This window comes from Vagococcus sp. CY52-2 (assembly GCF_022655055.1).
In the GTDB taxonomy this organism is placed as follows: domain Bacteria; phylum Bacillota; class Bacilli; order Lactobacillales; family Vagococcaceae; genus Vagococcus.
This window is the reverse complement of the sequence record NZ_CP093384.1, coordinates 1,251,126-1,272,820: the sequence shown is the minus strand read 5'-3', so window position 1 is coordinate 1,272,820 and position 21,695 is coordinate 1,251,126. Positions and strand designations below refer to the sequence as shown.

23 protein-coding genes and 1 riboswitch are annotated in these 21,695 nt (G+C 33.0%); of the genes, 19 read left to right on the top strand and 4 right to left on the bottom strand.

Annotated elements, in window-relative coordinates:
- The first annotated feature begins 63 nt into the window (after positions 1–63).
- The 7 genes from MN187_RS06320 to MN187_RS06290 all read left to right on the top strand — a co-directional run bounded on the left by MN187_RS06320 (position 64) and on the right by MN187_RS06290 (position 6,244).
- Positions 64–831, top strand: a complete 768-nt coding sequence (locus MN187_RS06320) for a threonine/serine exporter family protein (RefSeq protein WP_242093631.1) — start codon at positions 64–66, stop codon at positions 829–831.
- 11 nt (positions 832–842) lie between these two features.
- Complete coding sequence (locus MN187_RS06315; protein WP_117972988.1) at positions 843–1,319, top strand: threonine/serine exporter family protein; 477 nt, start codon at positions 843–845, stop codon at positions 1,317–1,319.
- A gap of 80 nt (positions 1,320–1,399) precedes the next feature.
- Positions 1,400–2,341 carry an HPr(Ser) kinase/phosphatase gene (gene hprK, locus MN187_RS06310; RefSeq protein WP_117972987.1) on the top strand — a complete coding sequence of 314 codons (942 nt, stop codon included), beginning with the start codon at positions 1,400–1,402 and terminating at the stop codon, positions 2,339–2,341.
- Entirely contained in the window at positions 2,338–3,156 is an 819-nt protein-coding gene (gene lgt / locus MN187_RS06305; protein ID WP_117972986.1) for a prolipoprotein diacylglyceryl transferase, read from the top strand. The genes hprK and lgt overlap by 4 nt, the downstream gene beginning before the upstream one ends.
- Before the next feature lie 103 nt (positions 3,157–3,259).
- Positions 3,260–4,270 (top strand): NAD(P)H-dependent glycerol-3-phosphate dehydrogenase, encoded by a 1,011-nt coding sequence (locus tag MN187_RS06300; RefSeq protein ID WP_242093629.1) that lies wholly within the window; start codon positions 3,260–3,262, stop codon positions 4,268–4,270.
- A 16-nt stretch (positions 4,271–4,286) separates the two neighbouring features.
- Positions 4,287–5,216 (top strand): UTP--glucose-1-phosphate uridylyltransferase GalU, encoded by a 930-nt coding sequence (gene galU, locus MN187_RS06295; protein ID WP_242093627.1) that lies wholly within the window; start codon positions 4,287–4,289, stop codon positions 5,214–5,216.
- A 35-nt stretch (positions 5,217–5,251) separates the two neighbouring features.
- A complete protein-coding gene (locus tag MN187_RS06290; protein ID WP_242093625.1) occupies positions 5,252–6,244 on the top strand; it encodes a nucleoid-associated protein in 993 nt (330 codons plus the stop codon).
- Here the strand turns inward: MN187_RS06290 and MN187_RS06285 are convergent.
- From MN187_RS06285 to MN187_RS06270, 4 genes are all read right to left on the bottom strand, one after another.
- Positions 6,241–7,002: an alpha/beta fold hydrolase gene (locus MN187_RS06285; RefSeq protein WP_241699148.1), complete on the bottom strand. Its 762-nt coding sequence runs from the start codon at positions 7,000–7,002 to the stop codon at positions 6,241–6,243. The genes MN187_RS06290 and MN187_RS06285 overlap by 4 nt on opposite strands.
- 104 nt (positions 7,003–7,106) lie before the next feature.
- Entirely contained in the window at positions 7,107–7,868 is a 762-nt protein-coding gene (locus MN187_RS06280) for a TPM domain-containing protein (protein ID WP_158559436.1), read from the bottom strand.
- A 35-nt stretch (positions 7,869–7,903) separates the two neighbouring features.
- A complete protein-coding gene (locus MN187_RS06275) occupies positions 7,904–8,953 on the bottom strand; it encodes a TFIIB-type zinc ribbon-containing protein (RefSeq protein WP_242093623.1) in 1,050 nt (349 codons plus the stop codon).
- Positions 8,954–8,974: 21 nt separating this feature from the next.
- Positions 8,975–10,195, bottom strand: coding sequence for an SPFH domain-containing protein (locus MN187_RS06270; RefSeq protein ID WP_241699145.1), 1,221 nt, complete (start codon positions 10,193–10,195; stop codon positions 8,975–8,977).
- A 178-nt stretch (positions 10,196–10,373) separates the two neighbouring features.
- Here MN187_RS06270 and dnaX point away from each other — a divergent pair, with 178 nt between their 5' ends.
- From dnaX to MN187_RS06210, 12 genes are all read left to right on the top strand, one after another.
- Positions 10,374–12,098: a DNA polymerase III subunit gamma/tau gene (gene dnaX, locus MN187_RS06265; protein WP_242093621.1), complete on the top strand. Its 1,725-nt coding sequence runs from the start codon at positions 10,374–10,376 to the stop codon at positions 12,096–12,098.
- Positions 12,099–12,121: 23 nt separating this feature from the next.
- The gene (locus MN187_RS06260; protein ID WP_241699143.1) at positions 12,122–12,436 is read left to right on the top strand and encodes a YbaB/EbfC family nucleoid-associated protein; all 315 of its coding nucleotides are present in this window, start codon (positions 12,122–12,124) and stop codon (positions 12,434–12,436) included.
- Positions 12,437–12,496: 60 nt separating this feature from the next.
- A complete protein-coding gene (recR, locus tag MN187_RS06255; protein ID WP_117972976.1) occupies positions 12,497–13,093 on the top strand; it encodes a recombination mediator RecR in 597 nt (198 codons plus the stop codon).
- A 17-nt stretch (positions 13,094–13,110) separates the two neighbouring features.
- A complete protein-coding gene (gene tmk / locus MN187_RS06250) occupies positions 13,111–13,776 on the top strand; it encodes a dTMP kinase (protein WP_117972975.1) in 666 nt (221 codons plus the stop codon).
- Positions 13,777–13,781: 5 nt separating this feature from the next.
- On the top strand, positions 13,782–14,111 hold the full coding sequence (darA, locus tag MN187_RS06245; protein ID WP_117972974.1) for a cyclic di-AMP receptor DarA: 330 nt from the start codon (positions 13,782–13,784) through the stop codon (positions 14,109–14,111).
- A gap of 26 nt (positions 14,112–14,137) precedes the next feature.
- Complete coding sequence (locus MN187_RS06240; protein WP_158559435.1) at positions 14,138–15,058, top strand: DNA polymerase III delta subunit-related protein; 921 nt, start codon at positions 14,138–14,140, stop codon at positions 15,056–15,058.
- Between the two features lie 12 nt (positions 15,059–15,070).
- Positions 15,071–15,889 (top strand): PSP1 domain-containing protein, encoded by an 819-nt coding sequence (locus tag MN187_RS06235; protein ID WP_117972972.1) that lies wholly within the window; start codon positions 15,071–15,073, stop codon positions 15,887–15,889.
- 12 nt (positions 15,890–15,901) lie between these two features.
- Entirely contained in the window at positions 15,902–16,234 is a 333-nt protein-coding gene (locus tag MN187_RS06230; protein WP_117972971.1) for an initiation-control protein YabA, read from the top strand.
- 45 nt (positions 16,235–16,279) lie between these two features.
- Positions 16,280–17,146 (top strand): 16S rRNA (cytidine(1402)-2'-O)-methyltransferase, encoded by an 867-nt coding sequence (rsmI, locus tag MN187_RS06225; protein ID WP_117972970.1) that lies wholly within the window; start codon positions 16,280–16,282, stop codon positions 17,144–17,146.
- Between the two features lie 170 nt (positions 17,147–17,316).
- A complete protein-coding gene (locus MN187_RS06220) occupies positions 17,317–19,176 on the top strand; it encodes a hypothetical protein (protein ID WP_242093619.1) in 1,860 nt (619 codons plus the stop codon).
- An 18-nt stretch (positions 19,177–19,194) separates the two neighbouring features.
- Positions 19,195–20,859 (top strand): glucosaminidase domain-containing protein, encoded by a 1,665-nt coding sequence (locus MN187_RS06215; RefSeq protein WP_147590034.1) that lies wholly within the window; start codon positions 19,195–19,197, stop codon positions 20,857–20,859.
- Positions 20,844–20,941, top strand: a riboswitch (purine riboswitch). Its footprint overlaps the gene before it by 16 nt.
- Positions 20,942–21,003: 62 nt before the next feature.
- On the top strand, positions 21,004–21,576 hold the full coding sequence (locus tag MN187_RS06210; protein WP_242093616.1) for a xanthine phosphoribosyltransferase: 573 nt from the start codon (positions 21,004–21,006) through the stop codon (positions 21,574–21,576).
- The last annotated feature ends 119 nt before the right edge of the window (positions 21,577–21,695 follow it).

Genomic DNA, 21,695 nt, shown 5'->3' with positions numbered 1-21,695 from the left:
TGTCTGTATAATAGGAATTTTTTTTCGTTATAGTAAATGGGATACATTTTAGGAAAGAAGGAAATGAAGATGGATTCTCAACCTAATTTTGATGATATTGTACAAGTATGTTTGTTATATGGAAAGATTTTACAAGAAAGTAATGCGACAAGTGATATGATTAATGCCAATATACATAAGATTATTAGTCATTTAAATATAGAAAATAATGAGTTATCAACCTTTAATGCAGAAACGAGCTTTGTCATTATAAATAGACATGATAATACGGTTAAAATGATTCCCGTAGAAAAATCGGGATATAATTTTGAAAAAATACTGCGAGTTGAACGAGTATTAGATGACTTTTTAGCTAATAAAATGGATACTCAGAGCTTTTTAAATGAGTTAAGAGTCATTAATCAAAAAAACTATTCTTTTCCTGAAAAAACACGAATTATTAGTGCAGCGCTTGTCTGTGGTGGGATGAATGTCATTATGAACGGCTTAAACTGGAGTTTTTTTACAACGTTTTTTCTAGGAATTATTGGATATTGGTCGTATTTAAAAATAAAAGAAACAACAAAAATAAATATCTTTTCTATTCTGTCTTATTCAACTATTATTTGCTTTTTTATTGTATGTCTAGTTAAAGTACATGTGGTGAGTGAACCATACTCTATTTTATTTAGTTGCATTATGCCATTGTTACCTGGTACGACATTTGTTAATGCTATTAGGGCAATGATGGACGGTAATTATTTGACGGGAATGATTCAATCGATGGATGCTTTTAGTACAGCCTTAATGCTAGGACTACCCGTTGCTATCATTTTTTCTAGTGCTTTATAAGGGGTGATTCGATGATTATAAAATTATTTTTTAGTTTTATTGCTGGTTGTGCCATTGCTGTTCTTTATAACATTGAGAAAAATTATACTTTGCTATGTGGGTTATCAGGGATGTTTACATGGTTTGTATATTATGTATGTACAAAATTGTCTTTTAGTGAAGCCTTGTCTTCTTTAATAGCATTGCTTGCTTTAGTATTTTTTTCTCACATACTAAGTAAGTGGAAAAATGTATCCAGTCTAGTATTTAATATGCCAGGAATTATGCCGATTGTACCAGGTGGACTGTTATTTAAGACCTTTAATAATTTGACAGAAAAACATTATGAAGTCGCTCTCCATTATGGCTTTCAAGCGTGTTTAGTAGGCGGGGCAATAGCCATTGGTTTTATTATTAATGAAGCAGTATCTAAAATTTTATTGGCAGCTAAAATAAAAATTGAAGAAGAATCATTTATAATCAAAAAAAATAAATCGAGTGAAAAGTAAAACGGTATCAAAAGATAGTCACTTAGCAAATTAAGTGTTAAAATAGACAAGATGAGTACTTAAAGTAAGGAAGTGAAAAAATGGTTCAAATCAAAGATATTGTTAATCAACTACATCTGGATGTATATTCAGGTGATGATTTTTTAAATCGCACTGTTTCTTCCAGCGAAATTTCACGACCAGGATTGGAATTGACTGGTTATTTTAATTATTACCCATATGATAGAATACAATTATTAGGTATGAAAGAAATTACGTTTATTGAAAAGATGACAGTAGCTGAAAAAACAATTATTTTTAAAAAATTATGTAATGATGATACCCCTTGTTTTGTTGTAGCTAGAGGATTATCCGTGCCACAAGAATTGGTTAAGGCGGCAAACAAACAAGCAATACCGATTATACAATCTACTATTTCTACTTCTCGTTTATCTGGTATGATTTCAAACTTTTTGGAAAGTCAACTAGCCGAACGGGTTTCTATTCATGGTGTATTAGTAGAAGTATATGGTTTAGGTGTATTAATTCAAGGTAGCAGTGGTATTGGTAAAAGTGAAACAGGTCTAGAATTAATTAAAAAAGGGCATCGTTTAATTGCAGATGATCGTGTGGATATTTACCGTCAAGATGAACGAACTGTTATTGGAGAATCTCCTAAAATTTTAGAACATTTGATGGAAATTCGTGGAGTGGGTATTATTGATGTAATGAACTTGTTTGGGGCCAGTGCCGTTAGAAATCATGCTCATATCTCTCTTGTTGTACACCTTAGAGATTGGAGTGTTGATAATACATTTGATAGATTAGGTTCAGGTACTGAGTCAATTGATTTAGCACATGTTCCCGTACCTAAAATTAGTATTCCAGTTTCTACTGGTCGAAATGTTGCGGCAATTATTGAAGTTGCAGCAATGAATTTTAGAGCAAAAACAATGGGATATGATGCAACGAAAAAATTTGAAAATAATTTAGCAGAATTGATTGCTGAAAATTCAGATAATGGCAAGGAGTTTGATAAATGATAGCAACAATTAATCCGACAGCTTTTCATATTTTCGGTATAGCGATTCAATGGTATGCAATTATTATTGTGTCTGGTATTGTATTAGTTTCATGGCTTGCTACCAAAGAAGCTGTTCGAGTAGGACTTAAAGAAGATGATGTCGTGGATATGATGCTCTGGGCTCTTCCAATTTCGATTGTTGGGGCTAGATTGTACTATGTTATATTTGAGTGGCAATATTATGCGCAACATCCAATTGAAATATTTGCTATTCGAAATGGTGGACTTGCTATTTATGGTGGATTAATAGCGGGTGGCTTAGTATTATATCTTTATACACGTCATCACTTCATTAATACTTGGACGTTTTTAGATGTCGCAGCTCCGAGCGTTTTATTAGCACAAGCTATTGGTCGATGGGGAAATTTTATGAATCATGAAGCATTTGGAGAAATAACAACCAAAGTTTTTTTAATGAAGTTACATTTGCCTAATTTTATTATTGAGAATATGTACATTGATGGTGCATACAGACAACCAACTTTTTTATATGAAAGCACGTGGAATTTGATTGGATTTATCGTGATTATTTTATTAAGAAGAAAAAATCAATTTTTTAAACGAGGAGAAGTTGCCTTGACGTATATTTTATGGTATTCATTTGGACGCTTTTTTATCGAGGGAATGAGAACAGATAGTTTAATGTTTTTCGGTGGTTTAAGAATATCACAAATTCTTTCAGCTTTATTATTCATTGGTGCGCTTATCTTAATTGTCATTCGACGTAAAAATAAGAATTTGCCATATTATAATCGATCATATAGTCTTAAATAAGAAGTAAGATGTGTGGCGGAAAACGTCTCGCATCTTACTTCTTTTAGTAACCTATGATAAAATAAAGATACTAATGTTTTTTTAAAAGGAGAAATTTAATTCGATGAAACAAAAAATTGCTGTTTTAGGGGCAGGATCTTGGGGTACTGCTTTAGCGATGGTACTCGTTGAAAATGGGCATGATGTGATTATTTGGGGACATAAAGAAACTCAAATTAATGAAATAAACACTCATCATACTAATGCTCATTATTTGAAAGAAATTACGTTACCCAGTAAGTTAAAAGGAACATCAGATTTAAAGGAATGTGTGAAAGATGCAGATGCTGTGTTATTTGTTGTACCAACAAAGGCTATGCGTGATGTATCACATCAATTTAACCAAGTATGTAACAATCAACCGGTTATTATTCATGCAAGTAAAGGGTTAGAACAGGATAGTCATAAGCGTATCACAGAAATACTTGAAGAGGAAATTTCTCCAAATCATAGACAAGCGATTGTTGTATTATCTGGTCCTAGCCATGCAGAAGAAGTAGCAGTCAAAGACGTGACAACCATTACAGCAGCATCACATTCAATGCATGCTGCTGAGTACGTTCAACGTTTATTTTCAAATGACTATTTTAGAGTATATACTAATAGTGATGTCGTTGGAGTAGAAATGGGTGCGGCTTTAAAAAATATTATCGCACTTGGTTCTGGAGCTTTACATGGATTAGGTTATGGAGATAATGCTAGAGCAGCGATTATGACTCGTGGATTAGCTGAAATTAGCCGTTTAGGTGTTGCAATGGGTGCTGATCCTTTGACATTTATTGGATTAAGTGGCGTAGGGGATTTAGCAGTAACATGTGCGAGTGAACACTCACGTAATTTTAGAGCTGGGTATTTACTTGGAAAAGGTAATTCATTAGATGATGTACTAAATAATATGGGCATGATTGTTGAGGGTGTTTATACAACTAAAGCAGCTTATCAATTAGCTCAAGAAAGACATATAGAAATGCCTATTACAGAAGCTATTTATGACGTTATTTATAACCATACTGACGTTCCAACAACAGTAAAAAATATAATGCTTAGAGAACATAAATCTGAGCAGGAATTATAAAAGGAGAATAATACATATGTCTAAAGTGAAGAAAGCTGTTATTCCAGCAGCTGGATTAGGAACGCGTTTTTTACCTGCAACCAAAGCGATGGCTAAGGAAATGTTACCAATTGTTGATAAACCTACTATTCAATTTATTGTTGAAGAAGCTCTTGCTTCAGGAATTGAAGATATTTTAATTATTACAGGAAAAGCAAAACGTCCGATTGAAGATCATTTTGATTCTAATTTAGAGCTTGAAACTAACTTGAAAGAAAAAGGTAAGTTAGAATTACTTGAATTGGTTGAAGAGACAACTGGATTAAATTTACACTTTATTCGGCAATCACACCCACTTGGTTTGGGTCATGCAGTATTACAGGCAAAATCATTTGTTGGCAATGAGCCATTTGTTGTAATGCTGGGGGATGATATCATGGAAGATAATATCCCATTAACCAAACAATTAATCAATGATTATGATGAGACACATGCTTCTACTATTGCAGTTATGGAAGTACCTAAAGACGATGTATCTAAATATGGTATTATTAATCCTGGTGGTGAAGTAGAAAAAAACTTATTTAATGTAAAAAACTTTGTCGAAAAGCCACCTGTTGACAAAGCACCAAGTAATATGGCTATCATTGGACGTTATCTGTTAACACCAGAAATTTTTCATGTGTTAGAGCAACAAAAACCAGGTGCTGGTGGTGAAATTCAATTAACAGATGCGATTGATACATTAAATAAAACACAACGTGTTTTTGCTCATAATTTTAAAGGAACTCGTTATGATGTTGGAGATAAATTTGGTTACATGAAAACAAGTATTGAGTATGGTTTGAAGCACCCTCAAATCAAAGATGATTTAGCTCAACTTATTTTAGATTTGAGTGAAGACATCAAAAAAGAAAAAGGTATAACAACAAAAAAAACTGAGAGCAAAAAAATTGAGAAGGAATAATTCCCTTCTCTTTTTCTTGTTTAAAGGAGAATACTATGGAAATAATAAAAGCGATTTTACACATTATTGATAAAGATTCTGGACAATTAATTTGTTCACAAGCAGAACTTGATTTACGTGATTTTTATGTGAGTCAATATATGGAAACAGTGTTAAATCGATTGGATAAAGGAGAGTATAAGCATGGCATTCTATCAGGAGATAATGCTATTGTTCCTTTTGTGCAAGAAATAGAAACTGATTTTATAAAAGCAACACAAGATATTTCTCAAAAGATGTTTGATGTATTAGCTATTAGTGAGGATGCACCTAGTGGGGATGTCTTGTTTCTAGAGACTAAAGATTTAGAAGAAGATCATTATTTGGTCGTGATTAAATTTAATTATAAACCTCAATTTACACATCATGTGACGTATGTGGATGATGTGATGCAAAATAGCATTATTTTAAATCGAACTGTTTTTCCTGCTGTCACACAAAAAATTGATGAATGTTTTATGATTAATTTAGCAGATTTATCTACTAAAGTTATAGAAAAACGTTATATGTTTGAAGGGGAAAAGCGTTACTATTTTACAGAACGTTTGCTGCAACTTGATCCACTACCGACAGTTAGTGAAAAGTTAAATATTGTGAAAAAAGCAGTGAAACAAGTTGCTAAACGCTATAATGAAGAAGAGTACGTGAGTATGAGTCAAGCACAACAAGCAATTTTTGAAAGCATTGAATCAGATGGTATTATTGACACACAAAAAGTAGCTGATGTTGTATTTAAAGATAATATTTCAGCAAAAGAAGAATACCGAGAAATAATTGAAAAAACAAAATTTACTGAGGATATTCCAGAAAATATTGTGAAATACGAAAAAAAATACAGTAAACAAAAATTTAAACTAGCTAATGGAATTGAACTATCTATTCCAAGCGATGTGTTTAATGATGCGAATATGGTTGAGTTCATCAACAATCCTGATGGAACCATCTCTGTCATGATAAAAAATATTGAGGAGATTACCAGTAAATTCTAATGATGAAACTGATTCGTTAAGAAATTCGCCATGTTCTCCATCGTAGGGATGGTTAAGATATGGGGTTCATCTATTCCAGTCTCAAATCTCATATGTTTACCAAAAGTTTCATGTTTGTATAAGTTATAAAAATCGTGGCTAGCAGAATACGGAATTTTGGCGTCTTTTGTTCCATGCCAAAAATAGATTGGTCGACTGTTTATTTTTTCGGGTTGTTTATTGAGGTCGTAGGATGATGTCCAAGAGAGACTATCTTCTAAATCAATAGGTAACGTGAGTTGTTTTTCTTTACTATAATAAATCAGACGATCAATAAAACCTTGATAATTGGGAGTACCCATTAAGATAGCAGCAGCTGTAATATCAGGATGTTTTGTTAGAAGTCCGGCACTCGTCATTCCCCCCATTGAAAAGCCACCAACAGCAATTTGATTGTCTAAAACAAATTTTTTGTTGTAAAGATATTCTTTGATTAAATTAAATTCAATAAGGTTATGTTGGATACTAGACCAAAAAGCAAAAGAAGGAATGACAGATCGATTTTCAACGCGTCTCGTTCCATGAAACATGGCATCCGGAACAATCACACGGTGATTTAACTGAGCTACTTTTCTAGCAGGTGTCAAGGCCAATTCTTTTGATGTTTGCCAGCCATGATAAAAAACAACACATGGAAGTGGATCATATTGATGAGTTTCAGGAACAACTTCTAAAACAGGAATATGTTGAATCATTCTTTCTTTAATTAAGCATTTCATAAGTTTCCTCCTTTAGTTAAGGGTATCGATTGTTTGAAAATAAAGCAATCATTACAACTCAAAAAAATGCTATAGACAAAAAACAAATTGTCTACAGCAATTTTTTAGAAGCTTCCACCACCACCGCCGTGGCTTGTTCCGCTACTTCCGGTATGAGTACTGGACCCATTACTTGGAGGTGGTTTTGGAATATGTCTAGTTGTCGTAATATCAAATATTTTTGATGTATGAGATTCTGTTAAATCAAGTGAACTCATTTCATAATAGGGGTAATGATAAGTCGCTTTTTTTAACAAATAATTTCTAGAGATATACACATAAAAACCAATAGTTGACCCAATACCTGCTATACTGGCAATGATGATTGTCAGTATTGAGAATGCTTTTGAATTATCTCGTGCAACACGATGTGTATTAGCAGCTGGACCATCTTTAATATAATTTTCTGAAGCAGTTAAGACATATTTAATGGCATCATAAAAGCGATCATCTTTCATATCTTCAGTGCTACTATTTATAATTTGATCGATACGATTGTCATTTAAAATATCTATCATATTTCCTGTTGTCGAAATATGAAATTTTCGATGTTCCATATCAATTAAAAATAGCATGCCACTTTTATCATCACCGAGTCCAAAATCATTATTATCATAGAAATCATCAGCATATGCTTCCGGTGTTTTTCCATCAGTATTTTCTGTTGAGACAAAAACAAAATCTTGATGATTTTTTTCTTTGAATTCATTGATAGCTTGTTCAAGGGAATTTTTTTCGTCAGTTGATAATAAATTAGCTTGATCAAATACTCGTTCTGATGTTTCTGCTACTGTACAAATAGAAAAGCTAAATAGACTAAATAACAAGATAATAGTGAAAAAAATGAGTGAGTGATATTTTTTTAAAATAGCAAATACCCCCCAACTAGGATAAGCGTGGTCACTAAAATACCTAATGCAACAGAAGTCCCGATTAATTTTGGTTTATTAATTGGCAACTTCCCACTTGTTTTTCCAGTGACACCGTTCATCGCATAATAAAATGGTTCATCACTTGTCTCAGACTGATAGGTTACAACCCAAACAGGTAATAACAAATATTTATTCGATTGACTTAATACGTGACTTTCGTGATGATTGGTCGATAGAGTTGTAAATCCTTGCATGTCATGTTCTAAAATAGTCTGAGTATAGTGAGAAAGTTCTCCAATGAGAGAGGGTTCTAATGAAGAAAATTCAATATCTCGTTTTTCTGCTTGAAAGCCAGATAAATATTTAGAGTCAAAATTTGTGACATCATTTAATGGAAAGGGCTGAACCGATTCAATCATGAGTTGTTTGGTATTTTTTTGAAGGGCATTTTTAATTAAATCTCTAAAATGAATGGTTCCTCCACGCGTTAGTTTATATTTTCTTGTTCGAGTGTACTCGGTATCGCCAACGCGCCAGACAGTAATTTTAGTTCCTGTTGCATCAACGCGCCCTTTTGTGGTTGCATCGGTTTTCCAATAAGGGAAATAAATGCCGGTAATTTTTTCTATTTGGGATTCATCAAAAAAGTCTTTTGGTATAAATTTTTTGGATTTTGCCCAAGATAAAAATTGTTCTTTTGCATCATCTTTGGCAATTTTAAAAGGTAAAATATTATTAGGTAAAAATTCACCAGAAACACGGTCTTTTAACACAACAGGATTATGACAGTAATAGCAAAATGTCGCGGCAGTCGTATCATCGGTCACGATTTCAGCTCCGCAAGACGGACAATCATAAAGATTGAACTTCTCTTGGCTCGTTTGGTCAAGATTTTCAGCAGCTTCTTTTAGTTCTGTTGAATCTAAATCCCCTTCATTAAAAACACTTAAACAATATTCACAATGAAAGGTTTGATTGCTAGGGTCAAAGAGTAAGGGCCCATCGCAATTTGGGCATTTATGTGAAACCACATCTGACATTGGATCACCTCATTTCTAAATTTATAAAGGCAATCCTTGAAAAGGAGCCCCACACTCTGGACAGAATTTTGGCATTTGATTAGTGATGGTGACAACATTTTGACAGTTAGCACATTTCATTTGAATACCAGACGTTTGTGGTGCAGGTTTTGATTGTCCACATTCTGAACAGAATTTGCCAGTGTTTTCTGTCTGGTCATTTGGGCAAATCCAAGTATCACCCGGTATTTGTTTGTTTTGTTGTTGTATTTGTTCTTGATTTCCTCTAGAGCTTTGGCTTAAATAGTCACCTGTCGTATTCATTCCCATGCCGACACCCATAAAGCCATTAACGCTACCATTAGAATTACTACCAGCATCCTGTAGTCCTTGTGCAACGGATCCTTGCACAAATCCTTCGCGAATTGATGCATCAGACAGCATGGCACCTTTATTTCTCATGTTAATTAATTCTTGAGAGTCATCCGTATAAGAAATACTTGCAACCCCAACACTAACAATTTCCATTCCGCGAAGATTTGTCCATTCTTCATCTAGAGCAGAGGACATAAATTTACTTAATTCCATACCTTTAGATGGAACGTATGAAATCCGTTCACCCATCATAGACATTTGATTAATGGATGTTTGGAAGGCAGATAAAAATTCAGATAAAAATTGGTCATTGATTTCTGAGATGGTGACATGGTTTTTATTTTTTGGTAAGACATTTTTATAAAATAGAATTGGATCAACGACTTTGACAGAATAGGTTCCATGAGCACGTAAAAATAACTCAGCATTATAGAAATTATCAAAATAATTTAACGGACTTGGTGTACCAAACTTAATCCCCTTAATTTCTTGTAGATTAATGTAAATAACTTGTTGTGTTTGTGGCGGTAGACCACCAAATTTAAATCGATTAAATGATTCTTCAATGGCTCCTTTTAGGTTTCCTGTAAACATAGATGGTGCACTAGCGTTGTTGACAGTGTAATAGCCTTCTTCAGCTGTGAAGTCGATAATCTTACCCCCATCAACTAGTAACATCATAGTATTTGGGTAAACATAAACAACGGAACCATCTGTAATAAATCCTTCGGTACCTTTTTTATTTCCTTGACGTTTATTATCTTTTCTGACTGGTACCCCAGTTGTCATGACAGTGTCATCACTTAAATTATATGGTTCAATGACTTCTAACCATTGGTCGGCTAATCCACCGCCAACAGAGTTAATTGCAGCTTTTATTAATCCCATTATTATCCCTACTTTCATTTTTGTAACCCGATTTAGATAAGTTTACCATAGATAAAAATATGCGACAATCGGGCGAAAGAATGATTTATAATAGTAGCTGATTGTGTGAGTCATGGCTAGAAATTTTTGAACTTTTAACATATAATAGAGAAGATTGAAAATAGAGAGGAGTGTTGATGTGGCATATCAAGCATTGTATCGTGAGTGGCGACCACAAACTTTCGATGATTTAGTTGGTCAAGGCATCATCACACAAACGTTAAAACATGCCATTATGCAACAAAAAGTATCACATGCTTATCTCTTTACTGGCCCTAGAGGAACAGGGAAAACCAGTGCCGCTAAAATTTTTGCAAAAGCTATAAACTGTGAACATTCGACGAATGGTGAACCTTGTAATGAGTGTGATAATTGTAAAGGAATTACAGAAGGTCGAATTAACGATGTATTAGAAATAGATGCTGCAAGTAATAATGGTGTCGAAGAAATTCGTGATATACGAGATAAAGTAAAGTATGCACCAACACAAGTGCCGTATAAAGTGTATATTATTGATGAGGTACATATGTTATCAACAGGAGCATTTAACGCCTTATTAAAAACACTTGAAGAACCACCTGAACATGTTATTTTTATTTTAGCAACAACTGAACCGCATAAAATACCGGCTACAATTATTTCAAGGACGCAACGATTTGATTTTAAACGGATTAATACACGAGATATCGAGCAACGCTTAGCTTATATTTTGCAAGAAAAAAATATTTCGTTTGATGATCAAGTGTTGAAAATTGTCGCTCGCTCTGCAGAAGGTGGCATGCGAGATGCGTTAAGTATTTTAGATCAGTTGATTTCATTTAGTGATGGAACATTGAGTATGGCAGATGCTTTAGAGGTAACAGGAAGCTTAACAAGTCAAATGATGGATGATTATTTTTTCGCTTGTTTTCACTCTGATACTCAAAAATCATTAGAGTTAGTTGATAGCATGCTAAATGAAGGCAAAGAAAGTAACCGGATTGTTGAAAATTTGTTGATTCATTGCCGAGATATCTTAATGTATCAACAAGCACCACGAGTAGTGGAAAATCAATTGCCTTCTATTAGTGAGTCATTTAAGTCGTTGAGTGAAGCGATTGATAGTCGTGTGTTGTATCAATGGATTGAAGAGTTGAATGAGATGCAAAAAAACATGAAGTTTACGTCACAACCATCCATTTATTTAGAAGTATTAACCATTAAACTATCAGAAATAATGGCAGTAAGACCAAAAAAACAGGTGGATGATTTGTCTACTCAGTCAGTTACTTCGCCTGATATAGAAGTCGAAAATTATCAAGAGCTTATCAAAAAAATTCAACAATTAGAGAAAAAATTGGAGCTATTACAAGAAAAAGGAAGTATTCAACAAGAAAAAAAAGTTAAAAGTAGTTCATCTAAAGCAAAACAGCCTCTTTATAAAGTACCAACTGAACGAGTCTACCAAGTGTTAGAAAATGCAACAAAAGAACACCTGGTAAACGTCAGAGACGTTTGGGTTGATTTACTTCAATTGTTATCTGTTACACAGCGAGCTATGTTAAAAGCATGTGAACCGGTAGCAGCGAGTGAAACAGGATTAGTCATAGCGTTTGATTATGATATTTTGTGCCAAAAGGCAAGTAATGATGAAGAACTTCAGCAAGCAGTGTATAATGGTTTAAATCGATTGATTGAGTATACACCTAGTTTGATTAGTATACCAAAAGATAGTTGGCAAGAATTAAGACAACAGTTTATCTTGCAAACTGATAGGACATATGAAGCTGGTGAGGATAAGGTAGAGCAAGTTGAGGAAGATGTGCTAATCAGTGAAGCAAAAAAAATGTTTGGAGAACAATATATTCAAATAATAGAAGATTAAAAATAGAAATGGAGACGATAATGATGATGCGTGGAATGGGAAATATGCAAGGAATGATGAAACAGGTTCAAAAAATGCAAAAAGAGATGGCAGCAGCTAAAGAAACATTAGATGCACAAGTCTTTGAAGCTGAAGCAGGGAATGGCCTAGTAAAAATTACGATGACCGGCGAAAAGAAAGTGACCAGTATTGAGATTAACCCAGATGTGTTAGATCCAGAAGATCCTGATATGGTGCAAGACTTAGTACTTGATGCAACGAATAAAGTCATTGAAAAAATAGACGTTGAAACGGAACGAGTAATGGGTAAATACGCAAAAGCTATCCCAGGATTATAATAAGTAAGGAAAAACAGGAGGGAGACTTCCTGTTTTTTGACAGAAAAAGGAGGGTTTTGCATGCAGTATCCAACCCCTATTGCAAAATTAATTGATAGTTATATGAAATTACCAGGTATCGGTGCCAAAACGGCAACTCGTTTGGCATTTTACACACTCAATATGAAAGAAGAAGATGTGACAGATTTTGCCAAATCATTAATCAGTGTGAAGCGTGATTTGCATTTTTGTGAGATATGTGGAAATATCACAGAAGAAAAATCATGTGATATTTGTCGTAATCCAAATCGTGACCAATCAACGATTTTAGTAGTAGAAGAAACCAAAGATGTTATGTCTTTAGAAAAGGTAAGAGAGTATAAAGGACTATATCATGTACTACATGGTGTCCTTTCTCCTATGGATGGGACTGGACCAGATGATTTAAACATTGCTAGCTTAATTAAAAGATTACATAACAATGAAGTAAAAGAAGTCATTATTGCAACGAATGCCACAACCGATGGTGAAGCAACGGCTATGTATTTGTCTCGTTTAATTAAGCCTTCAGGAATAAAAGTGACACGCTTGGCACATGGATTATCTGTTGGTAGTGATATAGAATATGCAGATGAGATTACATTGTTAAAAGCAGTTGAAGGACGAACGGAATTGTAATGGAGGATAATGAATAAATGTCACGAAATGGAGTATTTATTACGATAGAAGGCCCAGATGGTGCTGGAAAATCAACAGTTATAGAAGAATTAATAAAAAAAATGTCTCATGAGTTAAATGTTGACATAGTGACAACAAGAGAACCAGGAGGCATCCCGATTTCTGAAAAAATCCGTGAGGTTATTTTAAATCCAACTCATACAATGATGGACGAGCGAACAGAAGCATTATTATATGCAGCCGCTAGAAGACAACATTTAGTTGAAAAAATTTTACCAGCTTTAGAAACAAATCATTTGGTTGTTTGTGATCGATTTATCGACAGTTCTATCGCTTATCAAGGCGCAGCAAGGGGTATCGGAGTTGAAGAGGTTCGTCAGATTAATGACTTTGCTATTGAAGGAAACTACCCTGATTTGACACTATATCTAGATGTTGAAGCATCAGTTGGGTTAAGTCGTATCAACAAGGGACGTAGTGAAGCTGAGTTGGACCGCTTAGATAAAGAATCATTGGATTTTCACGAACAAGTTCGATTAGCCTATTTAACTTTACTGGAATTAGAACCAAATAGAATAAAAAAGATTGATGCAAGTCAATCAATAGAAAACGTTGTAGATACTTGTTATAATTTAATTAAAGAAACTTTTTCAAGTATGTTTATTAAATCAAGTAAAGGGTGATAACAATGAAATTATTATTAGCAATTATTCAAGATAAGGATAGCTCACGTTTACAAAACCATTTTAATAAAGAAAATATACGTGCAACAAAATTATCTACAACAGGGGGCTTTTTAAAATCCGGAAATACTACATTTATTGTTGGGATTGAGGATGAACGTGTTGAAGAAGTCCTATCGATTATTAAATCAGTGTGTCATTCTAGAGAGCAATATATAACCCCTCCTATTTCTTTAGATATCGCGATGGATGCTCATTCCACTCATCCTATTGAAATACAAGTTGGGGGAGCCACTGTATTTGTTCTACCAGTAGAAGGGTTCTATCATTTTTAATGAGTGCCATAAAAGAAAAAATATTAATGACACAACCTATACTATATCAAAAATTTAGTCAGGTTTTTAAAGATAAAAAAATGAGTCACGCTTATATTATTCAAGGTAGTGATGTTAAAGAAGAAAAAGATTTCGCTTTGTTTCTTTGTCAGGGGTTATTTTGTGAGTCTCTTGACAGTAATGGTATACCTTGTGGAAAGTGTCGTTCTTGTTTACGTATCGAGCAGGATGAACATGCAGATATTGCCAAAATAGAGCCGGATGGACAGACAATCAAAGTAGATCAAATTAGGCAAATAAAATCATTTTTTACAAGTAGTGGGGTAGAATCAAGAAGGAAAGTCTTATTGGTTTTGGAATCTGAAAAAATGACTGTGCAATCTGCTAATAGTCTATTAAAGTTTATTGAAGAGCCAGATGGAGAAATATCTATTTTTTTCTTGACGAATAACGCTATGTCACTATTACCAACTATCCAATCAAGATGTCAATTAATTCTGTTAAAGCAGTTGGCAAAAGATCGTTTAAAACAAGAAATATTAACATTAGATCAGCCACTAGCTCATGTTGATTTGTTAGTTGAATTGACTAATTCAATGCAAGAAGCAATTGAATTAGCAAACGATGAGTGGTTTAACAGTACAAGGGATTTATTGTCTAAGTGGTTGGATTATTTTGAAAAAAATGATGCAAGAGCCTTTCTTTTTGTTCAACAATATTTGATAAAACAAGCACAAGATAAAATGCAGCAACGACAATTATTAGATATGTTAGTTGCGATGATGAAGATAAAGATGCGTAAACAAATTAATACACAGTTTTCTAATAGTATCGACTATGTTAGAATGATTATGAATGCTACACAAGCAAAACAAAAACTAGCATCAAATGTTAGTTTTCAAAATACATGTGAACAACTAGCTTTGAGAATTATGACATCTCATTAGGAGGAATACACTGTGATAGAAGTAGTTGGTGTAAGATTTAAATCATCTGGACGTATTTATTACTATTTACCTCAAAAAGGTGAACAGTATTCATATAAGCAAAAAGTTGTAGTGGAGTCACAAAAAGTAAAAAATGTGGCAGAAGTTGCTTTACCTAATAAACAAGTCGCCAAAAAAGATTTACCTGACGATTTAAATATGATAATTCAACTAGCTGATGAGACGCAATTGGAACAAGTTAAAGAAAATAAAATAGATGCATTAAATGCTTTTGATGTGGCTAATAAAAAAATACGTGAACATCAGTTAGAGATGAAATTAGTTGATGTTGAGTACACACTAGATAGAAGTAAAATGATGTTTAGTTTTACAGCTGATGGGCGTATTGATTTTCGCGAGCTGGTACGAGATTTAGCCTCGATTTTTAAAACACGAATTGAATTAAAACAAATTGGTGTTCGGGATGAGGCAAAAAAATTAGGCGGTATTGGTCCATGTGGTAGACCTTTGTGTTGTAGCACGTTTTTGGGCGATTTTGTTCCTGTTTCTATTAAAATGGCAAAAGACCAAAATTTATCATTAAATCCAACCAAAATTTCTGGATTGTGTGGTCGATTGATGTGTTGTTTGAACTACGAAAATGATGAATATGAAAGACTTCGTAAAATGATGCCAGATTTTGGTGAGAAAGTTCAAACGCCAGATGGTATAGGAAAAGTAATTGGATTAAATCTTTTAAATGAAGTGATTAAGGTAAAATTAGTTTCAAGGGAAACCCCAGTTGAATATCAGTATGATGAGTTGATAAATGGTGGAAAAGAAAATGGTTAAAGGAAGAATAGCATGGATAAAATGAAATTATATGATGAGTTGGTCAATGTTGAACGTCAATTAGAAACCATGTTATTTCAAGTCAAAGAGATGAAACCGATTGTTGATAATTTAGTAGAAGAAAACTTAAACTTAAAATTAGAAAATCAGCATCTCCATGATAAGTTGGATAAATTAGAAAAACAAGAAATAGTAGACGACGGAAGACAGGAATTATCAAAATCAAGATTAAATTTAGAAAAACTATATGAGCAAGGATTCCATGTTTGTAAAGATTTTTATGGTTCGAGACGTGAAAATCAAGAAGAATGTGTCTTTTGTTCTAGTATGATTTATGGTAAATAAGCTGGATGGGAGTTTCTCCCACCAGCTTTTTTAAGGAGGGAAAAGATGAATTGTCAAAAAAGTTTTGCCATACAAGATGATAAAGGAAAGCTCTATCTAGTTCCGACTCCAATTGGTAATTTAGAGGATATGACGTTTCGTGCTGTAAGGCTGTTGCAGGAAGTATCTTTCATTGCAAGTGAAGATACAAGAAACACTCAAAAATTATTAAATCATTTTGATATAAAAACAAAGCAAATTAGTCTACATGAGCATAACTCACATGATAAAATTCCAACATTAATCAAGTTATTGCAAGAAGGACAAGATATCGCACAAGTAAGTGATGCAGGTATGCCTTCTATTAGTGATCCAGGACATGATTTGGTTGTGGCGTGTATTAAAGAAGGTATATCAGTTGTATCTATACCAGGAGCGACAGCAGGGATGACCGCTCTTATTGCTAGTGGACTATCCCCACAACCGTTTTATTTTCATGGTTTTTTACCACGAAAAAAGAAAGAACAGGTGGCTGAATTAACAAAATTAAAAGGGGTTAATGCGACTATCATTTTTTATGAATCGCCTTATAGAGTAGAAAAAACACTGGCAACAATGGAACAAGTGTTTTCAGAAGAAACACAAGTTGTTCTTTGCCGAGAACTGACTAAATTACATGAAGAATATATCAGAGGAAGTGTTCAAGAAGTTATTAATTATCTATCGAACCATCCTATAAAAGGTGAGTGTTGCTTGCTAATAGAAAATGTCGTTGAAGAAGAAACGATATCTTATGATAGTGATATGTCTATTGCCGAACATGTTAATTTAGTCTCTGAACAAGAAGACATGACAGTAAAGGAAGCAATTAAAGAAGTCGCTAAAATAAGAGGGTTAAAAAAACAAGAAGTGTACAAAGAGTATCATCAATGACATAGATTTATAAAGAATTAACATGAAAAGACATACCCCGAAAAATCTTGCATAATAATGACTGTGTGATATAATTTCATTGTATATGTACAATTTCTATAATTACCTTTTTGCTTACTTATAGAACATTGTGACGATTAGATAGGGAAATATAGTGAGGTGAAAGTTGGTTGTTTAGTAAATGGCTAAGAAGACAAAACGATAATCCAGAAAAAGATTATGAAGAAGATTATGAGTCAGAAAATTTGCCGCAAACAACAGAAGAGTTGTTTTATGACAGTGAAGACGATGATGATTATTACTATTATTATTACTATGAAGACGATAATGAGGGTGTTAAGCCTAGTATTCCTGTTTTAGAGGATAGTAATTCAGATAATATAGATGATTTATATAGTGAATCTAATCAGTTTTACACTAATTCTGCTTTTGAAGAAGAAAACTTTTCAGTACCAACAGAAGTTGTAGAAAGCGAAAATACTAGTATTTCAGATAATAATACTAGTATATCATCTAATCAGGTTGATTTGGTTGCGTTAGAGAATGAAAATGACCAATTAAAAGCTCAAATAGATCAACTATTACTTGAAAAAGACACGTATGAACAAGAATTGGAAGAAGCTGAAAAAGTAAAAGAATACAATGACTTGTTAGGAAGCCAAATTGTTGAATTAGAGACAAAATTAAACGAACAGCAACAATTGGAAAGTGATTTATCTGATTACAGTAAAATAAAAGAAGAAAATAATAATTTAGTCGGTGAAAAAACACAATTAACGCTAGAATTAGATAATCTAAAAGAGCAATTCTTATCATTACAGTCTGATAGGCAAACTAAAGATGATCAAATCACTCAGTTTGCAAGTAATATGACGTCATTAGATCAAGAATTGGTGCAAGCATCACAAGAAATTGAGACTAAAAATACTAAAATTGAGGAATTGACGCTAGCCTTATCTAATAAAGAATCAGCATTAGAGGAAATGACAACACTTTTAGAAATAAAAGAAGAAGATGTATTAAGATTAGCAAATGAATCAAATGAAAAAGACGATGAAGTTCAGGAATTGAAAAATAAAATTAATACTATGGACGAAACGATTTCATCATTACAAACTGAATTAACAAAAGCTAAGAGCCAAGAGGGTTCTTTTGTAAATAAAGAAGTTGTGGAAAACTTAGAAAAAGAATTACAAGATAAAGCAAATCAAATAATCGAACATCAAAAACAAATTAATGAATTATCTGAAGAAAATAATCAGTTAATATCAAGTCTAAAAGAGGTTGAAGAAGAGTTAAATAAAACAACGGTTGAATTGCTAGAATTAAAAGATATTCAGCGAGTATTAACTGAATTGCAAGATGAACTCCAACAATCAAAAGAATTAGAAAATATTCTGACTAATCAATATGAAGAAGAAAAAATATTGGCTAAAGAAGCTAATGAAAAACGTGAGAAAATGGAACAGGAGTTAACAACAATGACTGAAAATCTTGAAAATCAATTAAGCAAAACTGAAAAATTAGAAAAAGAGTTAGCTGAATTACGTGAAAATCAACGTATTATTGATGAGCTTGAACAAGAAATTAATGGTATGAAAACACAGCAAGAACGTTTAACAGCTAGTTTAACTGACTTAAGCGGTGAGCGAAGTCGCGCACAAGAACTTGAAGAAGAAGTACAAAAATTACGCTCTGAGTCTTCACCAGAAATTGAAGTGTTACAAGAAGAATTAAGACAAACAAAAGAACAATTAAGACGTGCTAAATCACAACAACAAATTGGTATGAATCAATCTGATATAGCTCAAGTTATGATAGAAGCTCAATCAAAAGCAAGAGAAATCGTTGAAACAGCTAATCAGGAAGCAAAACGTAGAATAGTTGATGCCGAGTCTGAATTAAGTACCATTAGTCAAGAGGCTCGTAATTATTATCGTAAGTTAGAATCTATTAAATATGAATCTGAAAGCGTCTTTTCAGAATTATTAAGAAAATTAGAAAAAATTGGAGATATTGACCGTATTTAATAGGGGGAGGGGAATATAATGAGGAAAGAAAAGAAAAATTTGTCTAAAAAACTTATTGCCAATACCATTATAGGCGTTAGTATGTCTGTTATGTCAGTTTGTTTGCCTATCTTAGAGGTCGTATCTATTGCAGAATCAGATAAAATATCCTCATCCCCTAAACCTTTATATAGTCTAAATGTTAATGAGAATATTCTAAAGAGTAATGTAAAAGAAAGTAGCAATTCTGAAGATACTATAGAAGAGTCATCTGGTTCAACAGCTGACTCTTCTTCGAGTACGTCATCTGAAGAAACTTCTAGTTCAAGTAGTACACAGGAAAGTAGTAGTAATTCATCAACAAGTAGTTCAACAGAACCGACAAAACCATCGACTAATGAAACAAGTTCCTCGAGCTCATCAAGCTCGACAACAGACGCTTCTTCTAGTAGAAACGAGGATAGTAGTACTAGACCAGATAAAAATTCTAATACATCAATGTCTAAACCAAGCTCGTCAAATAGCGCAATTTCTAGTAGCGCCTCACCTTCCAATGCAAGTAATGTAAAAAATGAAAAGTCACTTATTAATTATTCACGAAACCAAACAACTGCGGAGTTTATCGAAGAAATAGGTGAAGATGCAAGAGAAATTGGTCAAAAAAATAATCTTTATGCGTCTATTATGATAGCACAAGCAATACTCGAAAGTGGTTCTGGCAATAGTAGTTTATCTAGGACTCCAAATCATAATTTATTTGGTATTAAAGGCTCTTATAAAAATGAGTCTGTTGAGATGGCTACACTAGAAGAAAATAGTGACGGCGGTTTATATACTATTAATGCTAAATTTAGAAAATACCCAAGTTATAAAGAATCATTGGAAGATTACGCTATGCTGATGTCTGGTGGAATATCTGGCCGTTCGACTTTTTATCAAGGAGCTTGGAAATCTAATACATCTAACTATCAAGAAGCAACAAAATATTTAACTGGAAGATATGCAACTGATTCGAGATATCATGAAAAATTAAATGGATTAATTGAGGCATATGATTTAACACAATATGATTCAAAAAAAGCTAAAAAAGAGACTATTGATAAAACAAAAGAAACAGAAAATTTTATTAAAGAGATTGCTCCTAAAATTGAAGATGTAGCAGATAAAAATGATTTATATGCTTCTGTTTTAATTGCTGAAGCAATTATTAAAAGTAATTCAGGAAACAATGAATTGATGGAAAAACATAATATTTATCAAGTGACTGGTCATTCTAATAATCAGACTGTTAAAGTTGAAACATTAAAAACAGATATTGAAACAAAAAAAACAACGCTTGATTTAAAAGAATATAAAGTGTATTCAGATAACAATGAGGCTATTGATGATTATGTTGCAGAGCTGAAGAAAGATAAAACGAGTTATCAAGAAATGACGCGTTCTAAAAAAGATACACCTAGAAAAGTAACAGCTTACCTAACTGCACAAAATAAAGAAGATAGACGTTATCATAAACGTTTAAATGGTTTAATTGATACATATAATTTAAAACAATATGATAAAGTAGCTAAAAATAGTGATAAAAAAGAAAAAAAATCAACTAAGTCTGTCGATGTTGTCAATGAACTAGGTATCAATATGGTTACTCAGTTAGCAGAAAGTTTTGCCCCAACAAAATTATCATCACTAACAACAACAAAATAATCACTTATATATGACTTTAATATGGTAAGTCGTTTCTACCTGATACCGAAAATATCAGTCTATGAGTAAATAAAAGGACAAAAAACCCCTTATTTACTTATGTAAAAGGGGTTTTTTATCTTATATATCATTGGAGGAGAAAAATTGGAATTATTAAAACAAACAATTGTTAAACAAGGTAGAGTTTTGGATGAAAATATTTTGAAAGTTGATAGCTTTTTAACTCATCAAATTGATCCAAATTTAATGAATAAAATTGGTCAACATGTGGCACAAACTTACAAAGATAAAGGTGTAACAAAAATTGTAACCATTGAGTCATCAGGTATTGCTCCGGCAGTATTTATTGGATTACATATGGGACTTCCAGTTGTGTTTGCTAGAAAACAAAAAAGTTTAACAATGAATAATGAGCTTTTAACATCTGAAGTGTATTCATTTACCAAACAGGTGACAAATACCATTGCCATTTCTAATAAATATCTTGAAGAAGGTGACAATGTATTAGTTGTTGATGACTTTCTAGCTAATGGACAGGCAGCATTAGGATTAATTGAGTTATGTAAACAAGCTGGGGCGACTATTGAAGCTGTATCGATTGTCATTGAAAAATCTTTTCAAGATGGTAGACAATTATTAGAAGAGCAAGGCTACACTGTAGATTCATTAGCTCGTGTGATTTCTCTAAAAAATAACGAAATCGAGTTTATTGATTAATCGAGATACTGTATAATTTGATATAGGTAAAAAAAGTTGTTTTTAAGTCAATAATTAGAGTGTCAATAAAATAGGAAGAGCAAGTGATAGATGACAATCTATCCTTGCTTTTTTTCGTG